Below are 17,995 nucleotides of genomic sequence, written 5' to 3'. Positions count from 1 at the left end.
CATCCCGCCCTGCGCGCTTTTGAAGCGATCGTGAACGGGCGACGAATTGGCGTCCGCAGGCTGTTGGAGTATAGTTGCCCTGAGGGAATGGAGTCCTGCAACGCCGATGGCGTCGGCGAATGACTCCTCCCGGGCGTTTTGCGCCGACAGGAGATCGATCTATCTCCTCCGGTAAAACGCAGCGAATGACCTCGAACGGCGTAAACCGAAGCGGAGGCATTTGTCATGTGGGTAATGGATAAAAAGCCTCTGCGAAGCGAAGCGAACAGTAATGCGGCTTCGCCGGTTCTGGTTGTCGTGGCCCTCGTGCTTTTCTTCATTCTCGCGGTTTCTGCAATCAATCTTCACCGTGAAATGTTGGTCCTGGCCATCGGCAATTATGGGATTGAGCCTGGCCTTGTGGGCCCATAGCTTGTGGCGCGCGCCGCAGGACGATGAGGTTGTGTGCGGGGCGCCGCAGTGACTCGCGCCGCGCCAACGACCGTCATTGCGGTCATCCTGATTCTCTTGTCGGGCGCGGCGATGGCGCAGATGCGCGGTCATGGCGGTCCGGTACGAGCGGTGGCGATTTCACCCGATGGCCGGAGCGTTCTGTCCGGCAGCTTCGATACATCTGTTATCCGCTGGTCGGTTGCGACCGGGTTCGCCGAACAGGTTCTTCGTTTCCATTCGAGCGCGGTGAACGCGGTCGTGTTCCTGAGCGACACGCGCATGGCGACCGCAGGGGCGGATGCGCGGATTGCAATCTGGAGCGCCGGACGGCCGCAGCCGGACACGATCCTTTCAGGTCACAACGCGCCGATCGCCGCGCTCGCCATCTCGCCGGATCGCACCAGGCTTGCCTCGGCATCATGGGATAGCAGTGTACGGCTGTGGCCGCTGGACGGCAGCGGTAAGTCCCGCGTGCTTGAAGGTCATTCTCAGAATGTGAATGGTGTTGCCTTCACGCCGGACGGGCGATCGCTGGTCAGCGTCGGTTATGATCTGACAGTGCGTATCTGGCCTTTGGCCGGCGGCGCGCCGGATGTCGTCACCCTGCCGTCGCCGCTGAATGCCGTCGCGATCGCTTCTGACGGCGGGATCGCAGCCGGCGCGGCGGACGGGAAGGTCTATTTTCTGACCAGAGACGGCAAGATCGCAGGCGAGTCCAAGGCCGGCCGAACGCCGGTGATATCGCTTGCGGTTTCACCGGATGGCGCGCTGCTGGCTGCGGCCAGTATTGGCGGTTCGGTCACAATCATCGATCGCAACACACAGACCATTGCGCGCACGTTGGTGGGGCCGGGATTACCGGTGTGGTCCGTCGCTTTTTTTGCGGACGACCGGACGTTGTTGACCGGCGGTGCCGATCATACGATCCGGCGCTGGAACGCGCTGACTGGTGAACTGATGGGATCGCCTGTCATGGGCGCGCCCGGTGATCCGCTGGCTGCGTTCGCTGGCGATCACGGCGCTGAGATGTTCCGATCCTGCATCGCCTGTCATACATTATCGAAGGATGATGGAGCCCGTGCAGGGCCGACGTTAGCCGGCATCTTCGGCCGCAGGATCGCGTCGCTGCCCGGTTACAATTTTTCCGAGGCGCTGAAGAAGATGGACATTATCTGGACGCCGGAATCCGTCGCCAAACTTTTTGAGATTGGACCGGCGGCGTACACGCCGGGCACCAAGATGCCCGAGCAGCGCATCGCATCGCCGGAAGACCGCCGGGCGCTTATCGATTTTCTCGCCCGGGTGACTGCAAAATAATCAGTTCTTTGCGTTCTGTTCGCGCTCGCGCAGATAGTCGTCCGTCGTGCGTGGGGCCGGTCGTTCGGCGACGCCGACAAACGGGTCGAAGCCTTCCTCGCTCATCGCGATCACGCGGCAATCGGCACACATTCTGATGGCATCGACACGTTTGTTGGAATTGGGATACATCCAGTGCCGGCCTTCCAGTTTTGCTGCAACCTTGTCGATCGTGCTTTTGACGCCAAACGGTTTATGGCAGCGGATACAGAGCGCCGGCTCTTCCTCCTTGATCGTGCGGGCGCGGGCTGTGGCCGCTCTGAAATCGATTTGCGGAACCAGCTCGATCACTTTTTCAGGACAGGTGGCCTGACACAAACCGCATTGCACGCACGCATCTTCCGCGAACCGCAGGATTGGTCGTTCGGGATCGTCGGATAGCGCGCCGGTCGGGCAGGCCGACACACAGGACAGGCAAAGCGTACATCCGTCGATTTTGACATTGAGGGTGCCGAACGGCGCTCCCTCCGGCAACGCGATCACATCGACCGGCTCGGGCGCGACACGGTGCAGCTCGCGCAAGGCGAAGCGCAGCACGTCGCGCTTCCGGCCGACCGTCCTGAATGTTGCCGGCTGCCGCACGGCCGGAGCGGCTGTCAGTCCGCGCAAGGTTGCGCCGAGTGCATCCGGGTCATCGGTTTCGATCGCGGATACCCGCTCGCCGCTAAGCCCGAGCCCGCCCAGAATCGTTGCAGCAAGGGCGATCGTCTTGCTGAGCCCGCCGGTCTCATGGCGAGGCTGTGCTCGCAACAGAAACCTAAGATGAGACGCACCATAGGCGAAGGCCGCGGCGATCGCTTCCAGTCCGACCTGGGTGACCTCGTTGACCGCGAGCGGAATCACGTTGGCGGGCAGGCCGTCGCCATGGCGGGCGAGCGCCTCGATGAGCGGCGTTCCATGCTCACCATCATGCAGCAGCAGGATGGCGTCGGTGCCGCCGGCCTGATGATAGGCGATCAGCATCGCCCGCAGCTTGTGGATCAACGCATCGGCGGGAGGCAGTGCATAGGACGCAGCCCCGGTCGGGCAGACCGCGGCGCACTGGCCGCATCCGGCGCATACCTCCGCATTGATGATGACATGGTCGCCGTCGGGCGTGATCGCGCCGGTCGGGCAGAGATCGAGGCAGCGGTGGCACCCGGTGATGTTCGAACGTGAATGGGCGCACAGGTCGGCGGTGAAATTGATGTAGCGCGGCTTGTCGAAGCTGCCGACAAGGTCCCGCGCCTTGAGAACGGCGCGTAGGATCGCAGCTGGATCTTTCGGATCGGCCCGCAGGTACCCGTCGCGCAAATCATGCGCCGGAAACAACGGAGTGCCACCTGACAGATCGAGCACGAGATCGCAGCGCGAAACCGCGCCGTCCCGCGCCGGCTCAAAAACGAGGGTGTCCCGCGAGGACGGCCGGGGCTGCGCGTAATCGTCGACGGTCAGCTCGAACGCGCCAAGATGGCCCGCCGCGTTGCGGATAGTCCCTTTGACGACAGGGAAGACGGTGACGCTTTCCGGCGTCAGCGGCCCCGGCTTGCTGAGCAGGACAGTAACGTCGAGCTGGTCGGCCAGCAGTTTGCCGGTCTCGATTGCGCTTTCGTCACGGCCGTAGACCAGGATGACCCCTTCACTCGACAGGTTGATGAGCGGAAAATCCGGCGTGGGTTCGGCCGCAGCTGCGAACAGCGCGGCCATTTTCGGGCCTGCCTGCGCACCTTCGGTGGACCAGCCCGCCGTCTCGCGCACGTTGACATAGTCGAGCGGAGCATCGCGTTCACCGGCCAACTCAGAGAAACGCGGAGCCTCCTGGGTGCAACCGACGGTTATCGCTGCGCCGTCTTCCAGGGCTGCGCTGAATTGCTCCGCCTCAGTTCGGCACAAATGCCTGTAGGTTGAGATTTCCGCGCTGGCGCACGCCTTGCGCACAGCAGGCGCGTCGAGGCTCATCGTGTCCTCGCACGAGCATATCAGGATCTTCCGTGGTCGATCCGCCATGGCAACTGCCTGCGTTTCTCGTTACGGGACTCGTATCGAGAACTTGAACCCTATAACTATACAGGATTGATTGGAATAGTAGCCCGAGGTCGTGTTGCCGCATGCGAATCCGCGCACCGTTCGAGCAGGTTCTTGATCTACCGCCGCCGTTCACGCTGGTGACGCTGCGCGAGCGGGCGAACGCATTTGCCCATGCGATCGAGATTGCGCCGCAGTGCGGTGCGGGTACGCTGGTTTATGTCGGCCGGTTCGATCTTGCCGAGTTTGCGGTGGTTCTTGAGCCGGACGAACCATTACGGATGGCGCGCCGTGCGTTTTACGCCGGTATGGTCGCGCTGAGCGACGCGCTGTTGGCCTATGCACCGCCGCAAAAACTCGTGACGATCGACTGGCCGGACGCCATCCGCATCGACGGCGGGCTGTTGGGCGGCGGACAATTGGGATGGCCCCCCAATGCGCGGGAGGATGAGCCGCCGCAATGGCTGGTGTTCGGAGCCATGATCCGCACCGTGTCGATGACCGGCGAGGAGCCGGGCGTTCATCCGCTGGCGACAGCGCTGGAGCAGGAAGGCTTCGACGATGCCGGCGCGGCGAACGTGACCGAAGCATTCGCGCGTCACTTGATGGCTGCTATCCATGGGTGGCAATCGGACGGATTCGATGGTCTTGCGCGGGAGTTCGTCGACCGGTTGCCGCGCCTGACCGACACCAGCTACCGGATCGCCGATAATGGCGACCTGCTTGTGACTCACACGGGCAGGACCGATGTCGGGCGAAGTGCCCTGTGGCCGGTGCTGCGCACCCCGTCGTGGCTCGATCCGGAAACCGGAGGGCCGCGGCTGTGAAACTGCTTCGAACCGTCGCCCTCGATCCGTCGGACACGTTTGTGTTCGATCCGGCAGCAGAGCCGGGAGAATGGGCGGTGTCAGGCGCCTTCCGGTTCTGGGGCGACGATCCTGATACCTTGCAGGGCAAGGCCCGATCGGCGTTTCGCAGCGGATTCCTCGGGCTGAAATCGTGGGGATGGTCGACGCTGGTGGAAATCGTCGAAGTGACCGACAGCGATCGCGCCGGCGTGATTGAATTGCTTGCGCAACAGCTTGTTGATCGCCTCGGCGCTCCCGATCTTGCCACTGCGCGCCAAGCGGCAGAGGAGGAGGTGAGCTTTGCCGAATCCCTTTGCAACGAGGCCACGGGCGCCCTGATCGCGGTTCATCGCACTGCGAAAGATGGCGAGGTCCGCGAGAATTTCCGCGCTTTGCGGTCGCGCGGCACGTCACGGCATCAGCGCGCGTTTGCTTTTCTGGAAGTTGAGGACGACGATCAACCGGTAGACGATGTCGATCTTGCGAGCATCATGGTGGAGCGCGAGCGCAAATGAAGGACTTCTGGATTTCCTGTGGTCATCATCTGCTGGATCGTGAACCGGGGGGCGGGCTCGTCGCCACCGACGAATTTTTCAAGGCGTATTTCATCCGGCCCGAACTGACTCCGCCGGCGGATGCCTGTCAAGCCGAGCGGCAACTGCACGCAGCGTTGCTGGCAGAGCCACGTCGCCCTGTTCATGCTGACGAGATCTCCGCAATCGTTGATCCAGATGCGCGGGAAAACTGGCAGTTTGTATTGGCGTTTCGCGAGTTGTTACTGCGCCATCCGACCCTCGAAGCGGCCTATCTGGCGCTGATGCGCGACGGCGGGATCGCATTACCGCCGCTGTTCGTCAATCAGTTGACGCACGTCATCCTGCGTAATGTGCTGGATGGTTGCGACGCCCCGTTCGTTTTGCGCGCCGGTGAACTGTTCTTCCGGCCCCAGCGCATCACGCTCAATCAGCAATCGCTGCTGGCGGTTGATGAGGAATGGATCGGGAGCGAAAACCCGGTGCCGACCACGCCGCTGTTGTCGTTGCTCGAAATCCCCGAAGAAGCCCAGATCGACATCATCGACGACGAGAATTCCGACAGCTATTGGCGCCGCAGCGACATGTTCGACATGGGACTCGATCTTACTGGAGGCGGGCGGGGTCCGGCTGCTGTCGCCGAAGTCATGACGCGCTGGGTCGCGCATCTGCTTGCCGTCGATGTGACAATCGAGCCGCTGACGGAGTTACGCGACGTCAGGTTGACCTGGTATGTCGGGCTGGATTCTGAAGCAACCGCGATCGGCGACCAGCTCTGGAACGGCGAAGAGCTGGACGATCAGGCCGCTGGCCGGGTGGCAGGACTTTTCCGGTTGCTCTTTTCGGACGAAGCGGTTGCCAGTCACAGTTTGGAGAATGAACCGGTTTATCTCATTATGGCGACGACGCCGGAGAGGATACTGCGGATGAAACCACAGAACCTGATTACCGGGCTGCCCATCAAGCATCTGGAGGTGGTCAGTTGAGCTCCGCCGCTGCCCCGCTGCTGTGTATTCCTGTCGGCGTAGTGGTGGAGCGTCGTAAGGCGGAATCTGAGTGGACCGATTTTATCTGGCGGGCCGTTGGTGTTCTGCCAGGAGAGCCCGACATGGAACCCTGGACGACATTGCGCGAACAGGAGGACACCACGCTCTTCTATGTTGGAAGTGCTTCGGTCGATCTCTACCGCTCGGAGACCCAGCGCTACCGCGAAAATCTCGCCTCCGGCGCAGCGAGCATCTGGGTGGTGATGAGTCCATCCGAAGGGGCGTGGCCCTATGCGGTGACCGCCACCACGGCCGATCCGGCGGAAGGCGAAAGTTTTACCGAAGCGGCAACCAACCTTGTCGAGCCGGTACCGATGCCGGAGGTTATCCGTGATGCGATTGATCGCTTCATCGCCGGGCATCACGTCGAGAGGGAAGAGTTCGTCAAGCGCAAGCGCGGCAACGCCGATCCCGAGGCGCTGGCACGGCGCGTGCTGAGAGGCCGGGACGAATGAGCAACGAAGAATTTCTCAACAGGTGGTCCCGTCGCAAGCGCGACGCGGAGATTTCTCACAAACCTCTGCCCCCGGCATCTGTTTCGGGTCCGCCGGAGACGGAGGATGCTCGGAGCGCGGTCGAGTCCGGGATTGAAACTGCCGACGAATTCGACCTCTCAGCGTTGCCGCCGCTCGACTCGATTACAGCGGCCACCGATGTCACCGCGTTCTTGCGCAAGGGTGTTCCGCTGGCGTTGAGCCGTGAGGCGCTCCGTCGTGCATGGCTCGCCGATCCGGCAATCCGCGATTTCGTCGGGCTTGCCGAGAACGCCTGGGACTTCAACGACCCAAACGCGATGCCGGGATTCGGACCGCTCGATTACACCCCGGAGCAGGTGCGTGATTTGGTCGCAAGGATTGTCGGTAGTCCGGAGAGGGTGGTCGTCGAGGACGATGCGAATTCTGCTGCGTCGCAGCTACAGCAGGATGCCGTGAATTCCGCCAATGCGGAGTCGAATGAATCTTCCGATCAAGAAACGGTATCCAGTGCAACCGAGTCAGTCACCGATCAGTCAGAAAACGAGTTAGAGCACGTGGACGCTGGTACTACGGCCTTGCCAAGCTCTTTCACGGCCATTCGCGACAGCGAACCTGACATTTCTTCTGTTGTGCATCGCACGCATGGAAGTGCGCTTCCACAATAGCCATCGTCGCGACCGCTGCGACAAACGGCATAGTCACCGGCTATAGTGGGCCATTGACGACCACCACCGCGCGGGCCTAGCTTTGAATGGTTCCAAAGTGAAGAAGCGCATCCGCGCTCACTCGGAAAAACGAATATGCGCGATTCTGGACTAGATCGAGCAATTCAGATGGCGGGGGGCGTAGCCGAGCTCGCCCGCCGGATTGGCATTCGTCAGCCTTCGGTATCGAACTGGAGCAGGGTTCCAGCGGAACGTGTGGCCGCTGTTGAAGCTGCGACCGGTATTTCGCGCGTCCAACTTCGTCCCGATTTGTACAGCGAGTTAGCCGTGGCTGATGAGGTTCACGATATCGATGTGGCCCGTGCCCAGGAATACGCACTGCTTGCCACGCTGTTATCCCGAACCCCATCAGCGAAGTTGATCGCGCAGCTCGCAAAGCTGCGTGGCGATGCGACGCCGCTGGGGATCGCGCATGCCCGCCTTGGCGATGTGGCGTCGAAGATCGCTCCTGCCACTATCGAGCGCGAGTATTTTGATCTTTTCATCGGTCTCGGACGCGGCGAGCTATTGCCCTACGCATCGTTCTACCTGACCGGCTTTCTCAATGAGCGGCCGCTGTCGCGCCTGCGGCAGGATCTGGCTGTGCTCGGTATCGAGCGTGTCGAAAACAGTTTCGAGCCGGAGGATCACGCAGCGACGCTTTGCGAGATCATGGCCGGTTTAGCCGGTGGACGTTTCCCCGCTTCGGCGGACGCGCAGCGCGAGATGTTTGAAAAGCATATCGCGCCATGGATGGGCCGTTTGTTCGCCGACATGGAGAACGCTGAAACCGCGAATTTTTACCAATCGGTCGGGTCGCTCGGCCGGATCTTTCTGGAGATCGAAGCGGAGGCCTTTACGATCGCCAATTGATCGGCAGTCGAACGGCCACAAGGAGGACGTGCGATGAAAGATAACGACAAAGCAGCCGTTGGCCGTCGCGATTTTCTGCGCGGTGTCGGCATCGGCGCACTCGGCGCCGGAGCGGCCGTCGTATCGCCGCTGATGTCCGAGGCAAAAGCCGATAGCGAGACGAACGATGAGAAGCGCAAGGCGCGCTACAACCCCAATTCGGCGGACATCAAAGCTTATTACCGCGTGAATCGTTACCCCAAATAGCGGGAGGCGGCCGTGCTGATCAAAAGAACCCAACGACAAAACTCCCAAGCGGTGCGTCAAGGTTCGGCGACGGGAACGCTTGCCGATCGGGGGCATGGCCTCGATCGCCGAACATTTCTGCGCCAGTCCGGTCTGGCTGCGGGCGGTCTGGCTGCCTTGAGCACTTTGCCCGGCAACGTTCGCAAGGCTGAGGCAGCGGCCGCAGGGCCGCTCGCTTCGGGTGCAACGGTGCGCAAGAGCATCTGCACTCATTGCGCCGTCGGCTGCACCGTCACGGCCGAGGTGCTGAATGGCGTCTGGATCGGTCAGGAGCCAAGCTGGGATTCTCCGATCAATCGCGGTTCGCATTGCGCCAAGGGTGCGTCAGTGCGTGAGCTTGTGCATAGCGATCGCCGCCTTCGCTATCCGATGAAGCTCGTCAACGGGCAGTGGACTCGCGTGTCGTGGGAGACCGCGATCGATGAGATCGGCGACAAGCTGATGCAGATCCGCGAGAAGTCGGGCGCGGAATCGGTCTACTGGCTCGGCTCGGCCAAGATGACCAATGAAGGGTCGTATCTGTTCCGCAAGCTCGGTGCTTATTGGGGCACGAACAACACCGACCACCAGGCGCGCATCTGCCATTCCACAACGGTCACCGGTGTAGCCAACACCTGGGGCTACGGCGCGATGACCAACAGCATCAACGATATGCGCAATGCGAAGACGTTGGTCTACATCGGCAGCAACGCCGCCGAGGCGCATCCGGTCGGCATGCAGCACATGCTCGAATCGAAGGAGCTCAACAAGGGCAACTTCATCGTATTCGACCCGCGCATGACCCGTACCGCGGCGCACGCAACCGAGTATGCGCGCTTCCGACCCGGTACAGACATTCCGGTTCTGTACGGGATGATGTGGCACATCCTGAAGAACGGATGGGAGGACAAGGAATTCATCAAACAGCGCGTCTACGGGTTTGACGATCTCCGTAAGGAAGTCGAGAAGTGGAATCCGGAAGAGGTCGAGCGCGTTACCGGCGTGCCCGGCGTCCAGATGGAACGTATCGCCAAGGCGTTCGCCACCGAGAAGCCGGCGACACTGATCTGGTGCATGGGCCAGACCCAGCACTCGGTCGGCACAGCCAACGTGCGGGCGAGCTGCATTGCGTTGTTGATGACAGGTAACGTCGGAAAATCGGGCACTGGCGCCAACATCCTTCGCGGCCACGACAACGTTCAGGGCGCAACCGACGTCGGCCTCGATATCGTGACATTGCCGTTCTATTACGGCCTCGCGGAAGGCGCCTGGAAGCATTGGGCGCGGGTCTGGGAAACGGACTTCGAATGGCTGAAAAGCCGGTTCGACGATCCGAAAATGATGAACACTCCCGGTATTCCGCTGACGCGCTGGTTCGATGCCGTGATCCTGCCCAAGAGCGATGTCGCCCAGAAGGACAATATCCGGGCGATGTTCGTGCAGGGCCACGCCAGCAACAGTATCACCCGCATTCCGGAATCGATGAAAGGACTGAAGGAGCTCGAGCTTCTGGTTATCGCCGATCCGCATCCAACCACTTGGGCATCTCTCGCCGTGCAGGCCGGCCGTAAGGACGGCATTTACATCCTGCCGGTTGCCACGCAATTCGAGTGCAAAGGTTCGCGCATCGCGACCAACCGCGCAATGCAGTGGGGCGAGCAGATCGTCAAGCCGATCTTCGAGTCGAAGGACGATCTGGAGATCATGTATCTCGTCGCCAAGAAGCTCGGCTTCGCGGACAGGATGTTCAAGAACATCAAGGTCGAGAACAACCTGCCGGAGGCGGAAGACCTTCTTCGCGAAATCAATCGCGGAAGCTGGTCAACCGGCTATTGCGGCCAGTCTCCGGAGCGCATCAAGGCGCATATGAAGAACCAGGACAAGTTCGACCTGGTGACCATGCGCGCGCCGAAGGATCTGCCTGACATCGGCGGCGACTATTACGGACTGCCGTGGCCATGCTGGGGCGCGCCCGAAGTACGCCATCCCGGTACGCCGCTTCTGTACAACACCAACCTCGCGGTCATGGACGGTGGCGGCACCTTCCGCCCGCGCTTCGGCCTCGAGCGCGAAGAGAAGTTGCCGGACGGCACGACTCGCAAGGTCAGCCTGCTGGCCGATGGCTCCTACTCGAAGGATTCCGAGATCCAGGACGGCTACCCGGAGTTCACGCTGGCCAGCCTGAAGAAGCTCGGCTGGGATACGGATTTGACCGAGGCTGAAATGGCCGTGATCAACAAGGTCAATCCGGCAAATCCGGATGCGGTGTCATGGTCGATCGATCTGTCCGGCGGTATCCAGCGCGTCGCGATGAAGCATGGCTGCGTGCCTTACGGCAACGGCAAGGCGCGCATGAATGCATTCGGCCTGCCGGACCCGATCCCGGTGCATCGCGAGCCGATCTACACGCCGCGCGTCGAACTGGTGGCGAAATATCCGACGCTGCCCGATGCCAAGCAGTTCCGTCTGCCCAACATCGGCTTCTCCGTGCAGAAGGCGGCGGTGGAAAAGGGCATTGCCAAGCAATTCCCGCTCATTCTGTCGTCCGGTCGCCTTGTGGAATACGAGGGCGGTGGTGAGGAAACGCGAACCAATCCCTGGCTGGCCGAACTGCAGCAGGACATGTTCATCGAGATCAGCACGGCGGACGCCGCTGACCGCGGGATCAAGGACGGCGGCTGGGTCTGGGTGACCGGCGCGGAGAACGGCTCGAAAGCCAGGATGAAGGCGCTGGTGACCGAACGTGTCGGCAAAGGCGTCGCCTGGATGCCGTTCCACTTTGGCGGCTGGTTCCAGGGCGTTGATATGCGCGGCAATTACCCGAAGGGCACCGATCCGATCGTGCTCGGCGAAAGCGCCAATACGATCACCAGCTACGGGTACGATCCCGCGACCGGAATGCAGGAACCAAAAGTCACTCTCTGTCAGATCGTCGCGGCATAAGGAGCAGCAACCATGGCCCGGATGAAATTTCTCTGCGACGCCGACCGCTGCATCGAATGCAATGCCTGCGTCACCGCCTGCAAGAACGAACACGAGGTACCTTGGGGCATCAACCGCCGCCGCGTGGTCACCATCAATGACGGTAAGCCCGGCGAGCGATCGATCTCCATGGCCTGCATGCACTGCACGGACGCGCCCTGCGCGGCCGTCTGTCCGGTGAACTGTTTCTACACCACGGCCGACGGCGTCGTGCTTCACTCCAAGGATCTTTGCATCGGTTGCGGATATTGCTTCTACGCGTGCCCGTTCGGAGCGCCGCAGTATCCGAAGGTTGGGAATTTCGGCTCGCGCGGCAAGATGGACAAGTGCACGTTCTGCGCCGGTGGCCCGGAGGCTGACGGCAGCAAGGAAGAATATGAGAAGTACGGCGCCAATCGCCTCGCCGAAGGCAAGCTGCCGCTCTGCGCCGAGATGTGTTCGACCAAATCGCTGCTGGCGGGCGACGGCGAAATCATTGCCCAGATCTACAAGGAAAGGGTGACCAAGCGGGGTTACGGCTCGGGTGCATGGGGCTGGCAGACAGCCTACCGGGAGACGATCGCGTCGTGATTCATAAGGCCGGAATGGCTGCGCGGGGGCGCGGCTGACAGAAATCGAGGGAGAACGCTCATGGCGTCTTTTGCAAGGTATCTCCGCTTCGTCACTGGCGCCGTGGCTTTCTTCCTCATGATCGCGTTGTCCGTTCCTGTGACCGCGCAGCAGCCAACACAGGTCAATCCGACCGCCAGTTCAGTCAAGGAGCAGCAATTGCTGCAGGAACTGAACCGGATCCAGGGCCGGGTGAGTATTCCTGACAAACGGTCAGGCGTTCTCGAGCAGCCGGCCGGCCGCGACTGGCGGTATTTCCACAGCGTGACATTGCGCTGGGTCGGCGCGATTGCCATCGTCGGAATGCTTGCCGCTCTCGTCATTTTCTATCTGATGCGCGGCATGATCCGCATCGAGGGTGGTCGATCGGGGCGCACCATTGTCCGCTTCTCGGGATTTGAGCGGTTCGTGCACTGGATGACCGCGACCTGCTTTATCATTCTGGCCATTTCAGGTCTAAACATTACCTTCGGCCGGCCGCTGTTGTTGCCGCTGATCGGGTTCGACGCGTTCTCCGCATGGTCACAGTGGGCAAAATACGCCCATAACTATCTGAGCTTCCCCTTTACCATCGGGGTGATCCTGATTTTTCTGATGTGGATTGGCGGCAATATCCCCAACAAGGTCGATATCAAGTGGCTCAAGGAAGGCGGCGGCATGGTCGGCCATGAGCATCCGCCGGCCTATCGCTTCAACGCCGGGCAGAAAGCAATCTATTGGATCGTCGTGATTGGAGGCGGCGCGGTTGCCATCACCGGGTACCAACTGATGTTCCCGTTCTATGCCACGAATATCGAAGGTATGCAGTTTGCACAAATCGTTCACGCAGTTGTGGGCGTGCTGTTCGTGGCCGTCATGCTGGCGCATATCTATATTGGCACCATCGGAATGGAGGGTGCATTCGAGGCAATGGGCGAGGGAACGGTCGACCTGAATTGGGCCAAGGAACATCACAGCCTGTGGCTCGAAGAGGAGAATGCGCGAACGGGCGCCAATAAGACGCGCCATCAGCCGTCATCGACACCAGCGGAGTAACGGAGTCGCTTCGTTGTAAATTTCGGACAGTCGCTGGATTTTCGGACGACCGGTTATTTTGGAGAGTACTTCATGAAAGCCTTTTTGCTGGCGTGTGCTTGCGCCGTCATCATTGCGCTTGCCGCGGTCCCAGGTCTCAATATCGTTCAAGAACCGGTCAGCGCTGCATTTTCGACGTCAGGCGTTCGTCTCTAGCGCATCGAGCCTAGTATTAGGATGTTCGCCAAATCGGGCGAACGGCGGACGGACAAATATCCGTGCATGACCGATTCAGCTTCAGCCGGCTGTTGAAGTGGGCGCGAATCGAGCCGCAAATTCAGGTCTTCGACACGGCAACTCCCGCGCGATTTAGGCGGGAATCATGTCCTGGCTTGTGATTTCTGAAGGGCAAAACGGCCTAAAAGGCAGGTTTATCCCCATTTCAGTGCGTTAAATTGGTGTGCCGCTCAACTGGAAGGGTTGAAATCGGGTACTGTCAATCGCCCGAATCAACGGAGATCAAATGGCAACCCAGATGACAAAATCGCAGCTGATCGAAAAGATCGCTGCGTCGAACGAGATTTCGAAGAAGGAAGTCAAAGGCGTTCTCGAATCGCTGGCATCGATTGGCTACAAGGAACTGAAGAAAAGCGGGGTGTTTCTTGTCCCCGGCTTCGCAAAGTTCGTTGTGATCAAGAAGCCGGCAACGAAGGCACGCAAGGGCACAAACCCCTTCACCGGTGAGCCAATGACGTTCAAGGCAAAGCCGGCTCGAAAGATTGTTCGCGCGCGTCCCGTAAAGGCTGCGAAGGACGCTGTATAAAGCGCGGAGCGAGGACCTTCCTTTGAGGTCTTCGCTTCTTGATCTCAGTCGGGAGCGTGTTAAAGCGCTCCCGACTGAGTTCAGGAGAATCGAATGGCGAAGAAAGCTACAAAGTCTGCAAAGAAGGCCCCGAAGAAGAAGCTGGTTCGCCGGCCATTCTCGAAAGACGACATCAAGGCCTTGAGAGCACACTCTAAGTCCAGAACGCCCGTCGCCAAGATTGCAAAGCAGATGAAGCGCACAGAGGGCTCGCTGCGTCAGAAGGCGCAGAAGCTCGGCATAGGCCTCGGTCACCAGCGCTGACTTGACGGTATCGCGCGCGCGCGGAGCTGCATCGATACAGATGTGCCGCCTAAGCAGCCAGGCTGAGGCCTGAGGTTTTGACGCGATTGCGACCGGCAGCTTTAGCTTCATAAAGGGCTTCATCGGCGCGAATAAGCAGCGATTGAATCGTTTCGGCTCCCGTGGAGTAAGCGATTCCGGCGCTGACAGTCGTTCGGATGGAGCCCGAAGACGTCGGAATCGGCATGGCTTCGATTTGCGCTCTTATCCGCTCAGCGATAGCTGCCGATGTTCGCGGGTTTGAATTCGACAAGACGATACAAAACTCCTCGCCTCCTATTCTCGCGGCAAGATCGGTTGTGCGGATATTTGCACGAATGAGTCCAGCGAAGGCTTTGAGTGTCTGGTCGCCGGAATCGTGCCCGAACCGATCATTGATTGCTTTGAAATGATCCAGATCCATCGCCACGAGAGCAGTATCCATCGGGACATTGTCCTGTGGATTTTCAAGGAGTGCCCTGCGATTCAAAAGCCCGGTTAGAGCATCGGTCATTGCCTCTCGTTTGTGCCGGTTCGCAATGCGCGTCTGATTGAGGGTGAGTGACAGGGTTCCGATGCCGGTCAACCCGACGATCACGACGATCGAGTTTATGTCTTCCGCCCAATTGGCCGGTCTCGATGTCAGAATGAATTGACCCTGGCTGGCAAGCGCGTAACCGCACATGATGAACGATGCCGATACTATGAAATAGAGCGTCGCATTGGCGGTCATCAGAAGCGGGGCCTCTGCTCGTGCCGCCCAATATTGACGAGCGGTGGCAATGAGCAGCACGCCGATCAATGTATTCCCGGCAATTGTTCCGATGCCGGAATAGCCTGTTGCGAACGCGATGACTGTAGTCGCGACGCTAAGCGTAACGATAGCAACTGTGATGGGCCAATTGGCTTGATCGGAACAGAATTTGGCCGATCCTGCATAGAGCAACCCAAATCCGACAATCAGAAGCGAGAACGATGCGGACAGGATCGTGGCATCGTATTTTTCAACGACGCTGCCGAAGAGCACTACCCCCAGCACGAGAAAAGCAAGACCGATCGACCAGTTGAGCAGGTGGGTTTCGGCCCTTCCGACAATCCACATCATGAAAAGTGTGAGGCCAAGGGACGCACCCGAAAAGCCAATCGCGATGAGAACCGAAAACTGATCGAGAAGCATGACGGTGGTGCCACTGACTTAAGCCAAAAGGCCTTATACGTCAGCGATCGTTACCTAATCCGAGAACGCCGGGCGGTTCACTTCCTAAGGTAATCAAACGGTTACGGATTCTGCGCGAATTGGACATTTTGAAACACATGCCGGCTTTGACCGAGGACGACCATGAAATTCAAATTCGCTCTTGCTGTGCCTTGTCCAAAGGTGTCGAACGGCTAAGCGGGCATGTTTCGTTTTTAAGTTCGATAGATTCAGATGTCGTGAGACAAACAGACACGAAAGAAGTTCCGATGGCATCCATGGTAAGCCGCATCGCTGTCGTTCAAGGGGCGGATAGCGAAAGCATTCAAAAATTGTTGGCGGCAGCCGTAGCCCATTGGCGCGTTGGGGGAACTAGAGTCACTGGCGTGACTGCGGAAGCTCACGGCTTGCCCGATCGAACATGCAGTGCAGGCCTCCTGCGGGGGATCGGTTCGGGCGATCAGTTTCCGATCTACCTCGAGACGGCGCCGCCCGGTACGTCATGCCACCTTGATGCCCGCGGAGTAGAAGCTGCCTGCGCATCGATCATTGACCAGATTGCGAACAGCGATCTGGTCGTTCTTAGCAAATTTGGAAAGCTTGAAGCGATGCGGAAAGGACTTTTTCCAGCCTTCGAAGCCGCAATTGCTGCGGGGAGGCCGGTCTTGACCGCTGTGTCAGCCAAGCATCGCAGTGCCTGGCAGGCTTTTGCCCCTGCGGCCACTTATCTTGAGGCAGACAAGTCAGCGCTGACGGATTGGTGGTCTCGCTTGTCTTCCGCCTGATCGGGCAGGGTGGGACAAGATGCGACGTCACGAGAGGCGCTGAGAGTCTCTTCAACTCAGCTGAGCCGCGTGGACATGCCGGGTTTGTTAAGCGTCGAGATCCGAGGGTGCGGCCTCTGGGGTGGGCGGCGAATAGTCGGCGCATCGGCCCGCGATCACTCACGAAACGGTTCTTACCATGTCCTCGTGGAGTTCTGAGCAGCAACCTTTTTCGAGGGGAGGGGCGCCTGTGTGCTCCGGTCGCGCCTTGTCGGCAGGTTGCTTGACTTGTTATAACAATCTGCCAATGTCCTGACTAATGGCCAAAAGGCCGATTTCAGGGAGGATTGAACAATGAGGAATTGGCAATCGACGCGACGCGACTTTCTGACCGGTACGGTCGCGGCATCGGCACTTGCGGTCGCGGCACCCAGCCTGATCCGGAGCGCGCGGGCGCAGGGCGGGGATCTCGGCGCCTACACTTCGGCGAAGATCAACTGGAAGCAGTGCGCCGGCGAGACCATCACCGTTGCGGTGATCCCGGCGAGTTATTTCGACAACCTCATTTCACTGGCGTCGCAGTTTCAGGCGCTGACCGGCATCAATGTGCGGTTCGAGAAAATCCCGCCGGCGCAAATCCGCCAGAAGGCGGTGATCGATCTGACATCGAAGACCGGCACCTACGCGACCCACGCGGCCGACCCGATGTACTATTCGCTCTATGTCGCGAACAAATGGGTCGAACCGCTCGATAAATACGCGAACGATACCTCACTGACCGATCCGTCGTGGTTCAAGCTGGACGATATCATCCCGGCGTGGCGTGCCGCCAATAGCATGGACGGCAAGCTGTATGGCGTGCCCTACGATGGCGAAGTCACCGTGCAGGTCTATCGGAAGGATCTGTACGACGCCAAGGGCCTGAAGCCTGCGGACGATCTCAAGACGTTCGTCTCGAATGCTGCGGCGCTGCATGCGCCCGACAACCGTGTCTGGGGTGCCGCGCTGCGGGGTCTCGCCGGCGCGGGTCAGAACATCTACATCTATTCCTCGATCTTCCGTGAGTTCGGTGGTGAATGGTTCAAGGGCGGAAAGCTCACCCTGAACGGACCAGAGGCGGAAGCCGCGCTCGCCTGGTACATCGACGTGATGAAGAAGTATGCGCCGGCTGCGGCGCAGAACTGGAACTGGCCCGATATCGCCGACGCGTTCTCGCAGGGGACGATTGCGACCTACATCGATGCGCATTCGTCGGCCTCCGTCATTAACAACGTCGAGAAGTCCAAGGTGGTCGGCAAGATCGGTTATGCCCGCTGGCCGAAGGGTCCGTCAGGCAAGCGCGTGACTTCGATCTGGAACTGGGGTTTTCCCATCAATGCCGCGCTCACCGACAAGCAGAAGAAGGCGACCTGGCTGTTTATCCAGTGGGCGGCCAGTGCGGAAACGCAGGCACTGACGTCCTATCGTTTCGCTGGTCCAGCCAAGCGTTCGGGCGTCAATCGCGTCTCGCTGTGGCGCGATCCGGATTACGTCAAGCTGGTCAGCGCCTTCGGTGACAATTTCGTCGAGACCGCCCTCGAGTCGTTGCAAAACGATACCGATGTCGACTGGCGACCGCGCGTTCCGCAATGGCCGGCGATCGGCGATACGCTGGCGACGGCGGTGCAGTCTGCGCTGGCTGGTCAGGCCACGGTGAAGGCGGCGCTCGACGATGCGCAGAAGCGCGTCGAACCGATGATGAGAGGCTGACG

General features: G+C 60.1%; 18 protein-coding genes. 16 read left to right on the top strand and 2 right to left on the bottom strand.

Annotation, left to right across the window (positions count from 1 at the left end; all coding sequences use genetic code 11):
* The first annotated feature begins 225 nt into the window (after nt 1-225).
* The gene (locus ASC80_RS10000) at nt 226-411 is read left to right on the top strand and encodes a hypothetical protein (RefSeq protein WP_056296272.1); all 186 of its coding nucleotides are present in this window, start codon (nt 226-228) and stop codon (nt 409-411) included.
* 48 nt (nt 412-459) lie between these two features.
* Entirely contained in the window at nt 460-1,749 is a 1,290-nt protein-coding gene (locus ASC80_RS09995) for a c-type cytochrome (protein WP_244487241.1), read from the top strand.
* Here the strand turns inward: ASC80_RS09995 and ASC80_RS09990 are convergent, their stop codons facing one another.
* Entirely contained in the window at nt 1,750-3,726 is a 1,977-nt protein-coding gene (locus tag ASC80_RS09990; RefSeq protein WP_056296268.1) for a 4Fe-4S binding protein, read from the bottom strand.
* Nucleotides 3,727-3,875: 149 nt separating this feature from the next.
* Between ASC80_RS09990 and ASC80_RS09985 the strand changes: the two genes are divergently transcribed.
* The 12 genes from ASC80_RS09985 (at nt 3,876) to ASC80_RS09930 (ending at nt 14,267) form a co-directional block, all read left to right on the top strand.
* On the top strand, nt 3,876-4,619 hold the full coding sequence (locus ASC80_RS09985; protein WP_056296265.1) for a biotin/lipoate--protein ligase family protein: 744 nt from the start codon (nt 3,876-3,878) through the stop codon (nt 4,617-4,619).
* Nucleotides 4,616-5,155, top strand: coding sequence for a DUF6505 family protein (locus ASC80_RS09980; protein WP_056296262.1), 540 nt, complete (start codon nt 4,616-4,618; stop codon nt 5,153-5,155). The genes ASC80_RS09985 and ASC80_RS09980 overlap by 4 nt, the downstream gene beginning before the upstream one ends.
* Nucleotides 5,152-6,159: a DUF6352 family protein gene (locus ASC80_RS09975; protein ID WP_056296260.1), complete on the top strand. Its 1,008-nt coding sequence runs from the start codon at nt 5,152-5,154 to the stop codon at nt 6,157-6,159. Before ASC80_RS09980 ends, ASC80_RS09975 begins: the two co-directional genes overlap by 4 nt.
* Nucleotides 6,156-6,674, top strand: a complete 519-nt coding sequence (locus ASC80_RS09970; protein WP_056296258.1) for a DUF3305 domain-containing protein — start codon at nt 6,156-6,158, stop codon at nt 6,672-6,674. Before ASC80_RS09975 ends, ASC80_RS09970 begins: the two co-directional genes overlap by 4 nt.
* Nucleotides 6,671-7,360, top strand: coding sequence for a DUF3306 domain-containing protein (locus ASC80_RS09965; RefSeq protein ID WP_056296255.1), 690 nt, complete (start codon nt 6,671-6,673; stop codon nt 7,358-7,360). The genes ASC80_RS09970 and ASC80_RS09965 overlap by 4 nt, the downstream gene beginning before the upstream one ends.
* A gap of 135 nt (nt 7,361-7,495) precedes the next feature.
* Nucleotides 7,496-8,272, top strand: coding sequence for a molecular chaperone TorD family protein (locus tag ASC80_RS09960; RefSeq protein WP_056296252.1), 777 nt, complete (start codon nt 7,496-7,498; stop codon nt 8,270-8,272).
* Between the two features lie 33 nt (nt 8,273-8,305).
* On the top strand, nt 8,306-8,518 hold the full coding sequence (locus ASC80_RS09955; protein ID WP_056296249.1) for a twin-arginine translocation signal domain-containing protein: 213 nt from the start codon (nt 8,306-8,308) through the stop codon (nt 8,516-8,518).
* 12 nt (nt 8,519-8,530) lie between these two features.
* Nucleotides 8,531-11,479 carry a formate dehydrogenase subunit alpha gene (locus ASC80_RS09950; protein WP_056296246.1) on the top strand — a complete coding sequence of 983 codons (2,949 nt, stop codon included), beginning with the start codon at nt 8,531-8,533 and terminating at the stop codon, nt 11,477-11,479.
* 12 nt (nt 11,480-11,491) lie between these two features.
* On the top strand, nt 11,492-12,088 hold the full coding sequence (gene fdh3B / locus ASC80_RS09945; RefSeq protein ID WP_056296244.1) for a formate dehydrogenase FDH3 subunit beta: 597 nt from the start codon (nt 11,492-11,494) through the stop codon (nt 12,086-12,088).
* A 60-nt stretch (nt 12,089-12,148) separates the two neighbouring features.
* Nucleotides 12,149-13,162 (top strand): formate dehydrogenase subunit gamma, encoded by a 1,014-nt coding sequence (locus ASC80_RS09940; RefSeq protein ID WP_056296241.1) that lies wholly within the window; start codon nt 12,149-12,151, stop codon nt 13,160-13,162.
* Nucleotides 13,163-13,664: 502 nt separating this feature from the next.
* Entirely contained in the window at nt 13,665-13,964 is a 300-nt protein-coding gene (locus tag ASC80_RS09935; protein ID WP_056296239.1) for an HU family DNA-binding protein, read from the top strand.
* A gap of 93 nt (nt 13,965-14,057) precedes the next feature.
* Nucleotides 14,058-14,267 carry a hypothetical protein gene (locus ASC80_RS09930; RefSeq protein ID WP_056296236.1) on the top strand — a complete coding sequence of 70 codons (210 nt, stop codon included), beginning with the start codon at nt 14,058-14,060 and terminating at the stop codon, nt 14,265-14,267.
* Between the two features lie 49 nt (nt 14,268-14,316).
* Here the strand turns inward: ASC80_RS09930 and ASC80_RS09925 are convergent, their stop codons facing one another.
* Nucleotides 14,317-15,462 (bottom strand): GGDEF domain-containing protein, encoded by a 1,146-nt coding sequence (locus ASC80_RS09925; protein WP_056296233.1) that lies wholly within the window; start codon nt 15,460-15,462, stop codon nt 14,317-14,319.
* Nucleotides 15,463-15,581: 119 nt separating this feature from the next.
* Between ASC80_RS09925 and ASC80_RS09920 the strand changes: the two genes are divergently transcribed.
* Complete coding sequence (locus ASC80_RS09920) at nt 15,582-16,265, top strand: DUF2478 domain-containing protein (protein WP_244487240.1); 684 nt, start codon at nt 15,582-15,584, stop codon at nt 16,263-16,265.
* A gap of 333 nt (nt 16,266-16,598) precedes the next feature.
* On the top strand, nt 16,599-17,993 hold the full coding sequence (locus tag ASC80_RS09915; RefSeq protein ID WP_056296227.1) for an ABC transporter substrate-binding protein: 1,395 nt from the start codon (nt 16,599-16,601) through the stop codon (nt 17,991-17,993).
* Nucleotides 17,994-17,995 lie beyond the last annotated feature (2 nt).

Source organism: Afipia sp. Root123D2 (assembly GCF_001425835.1).
Lineage (GTDB): Bacteria > Pseudomonadota > Alphaproteobacteria > Rhizobiales > Xanthobacteraceae > Afipia.
This window is presented reverse-complemented; position numbering and strand designations above follow the sequence as displayed.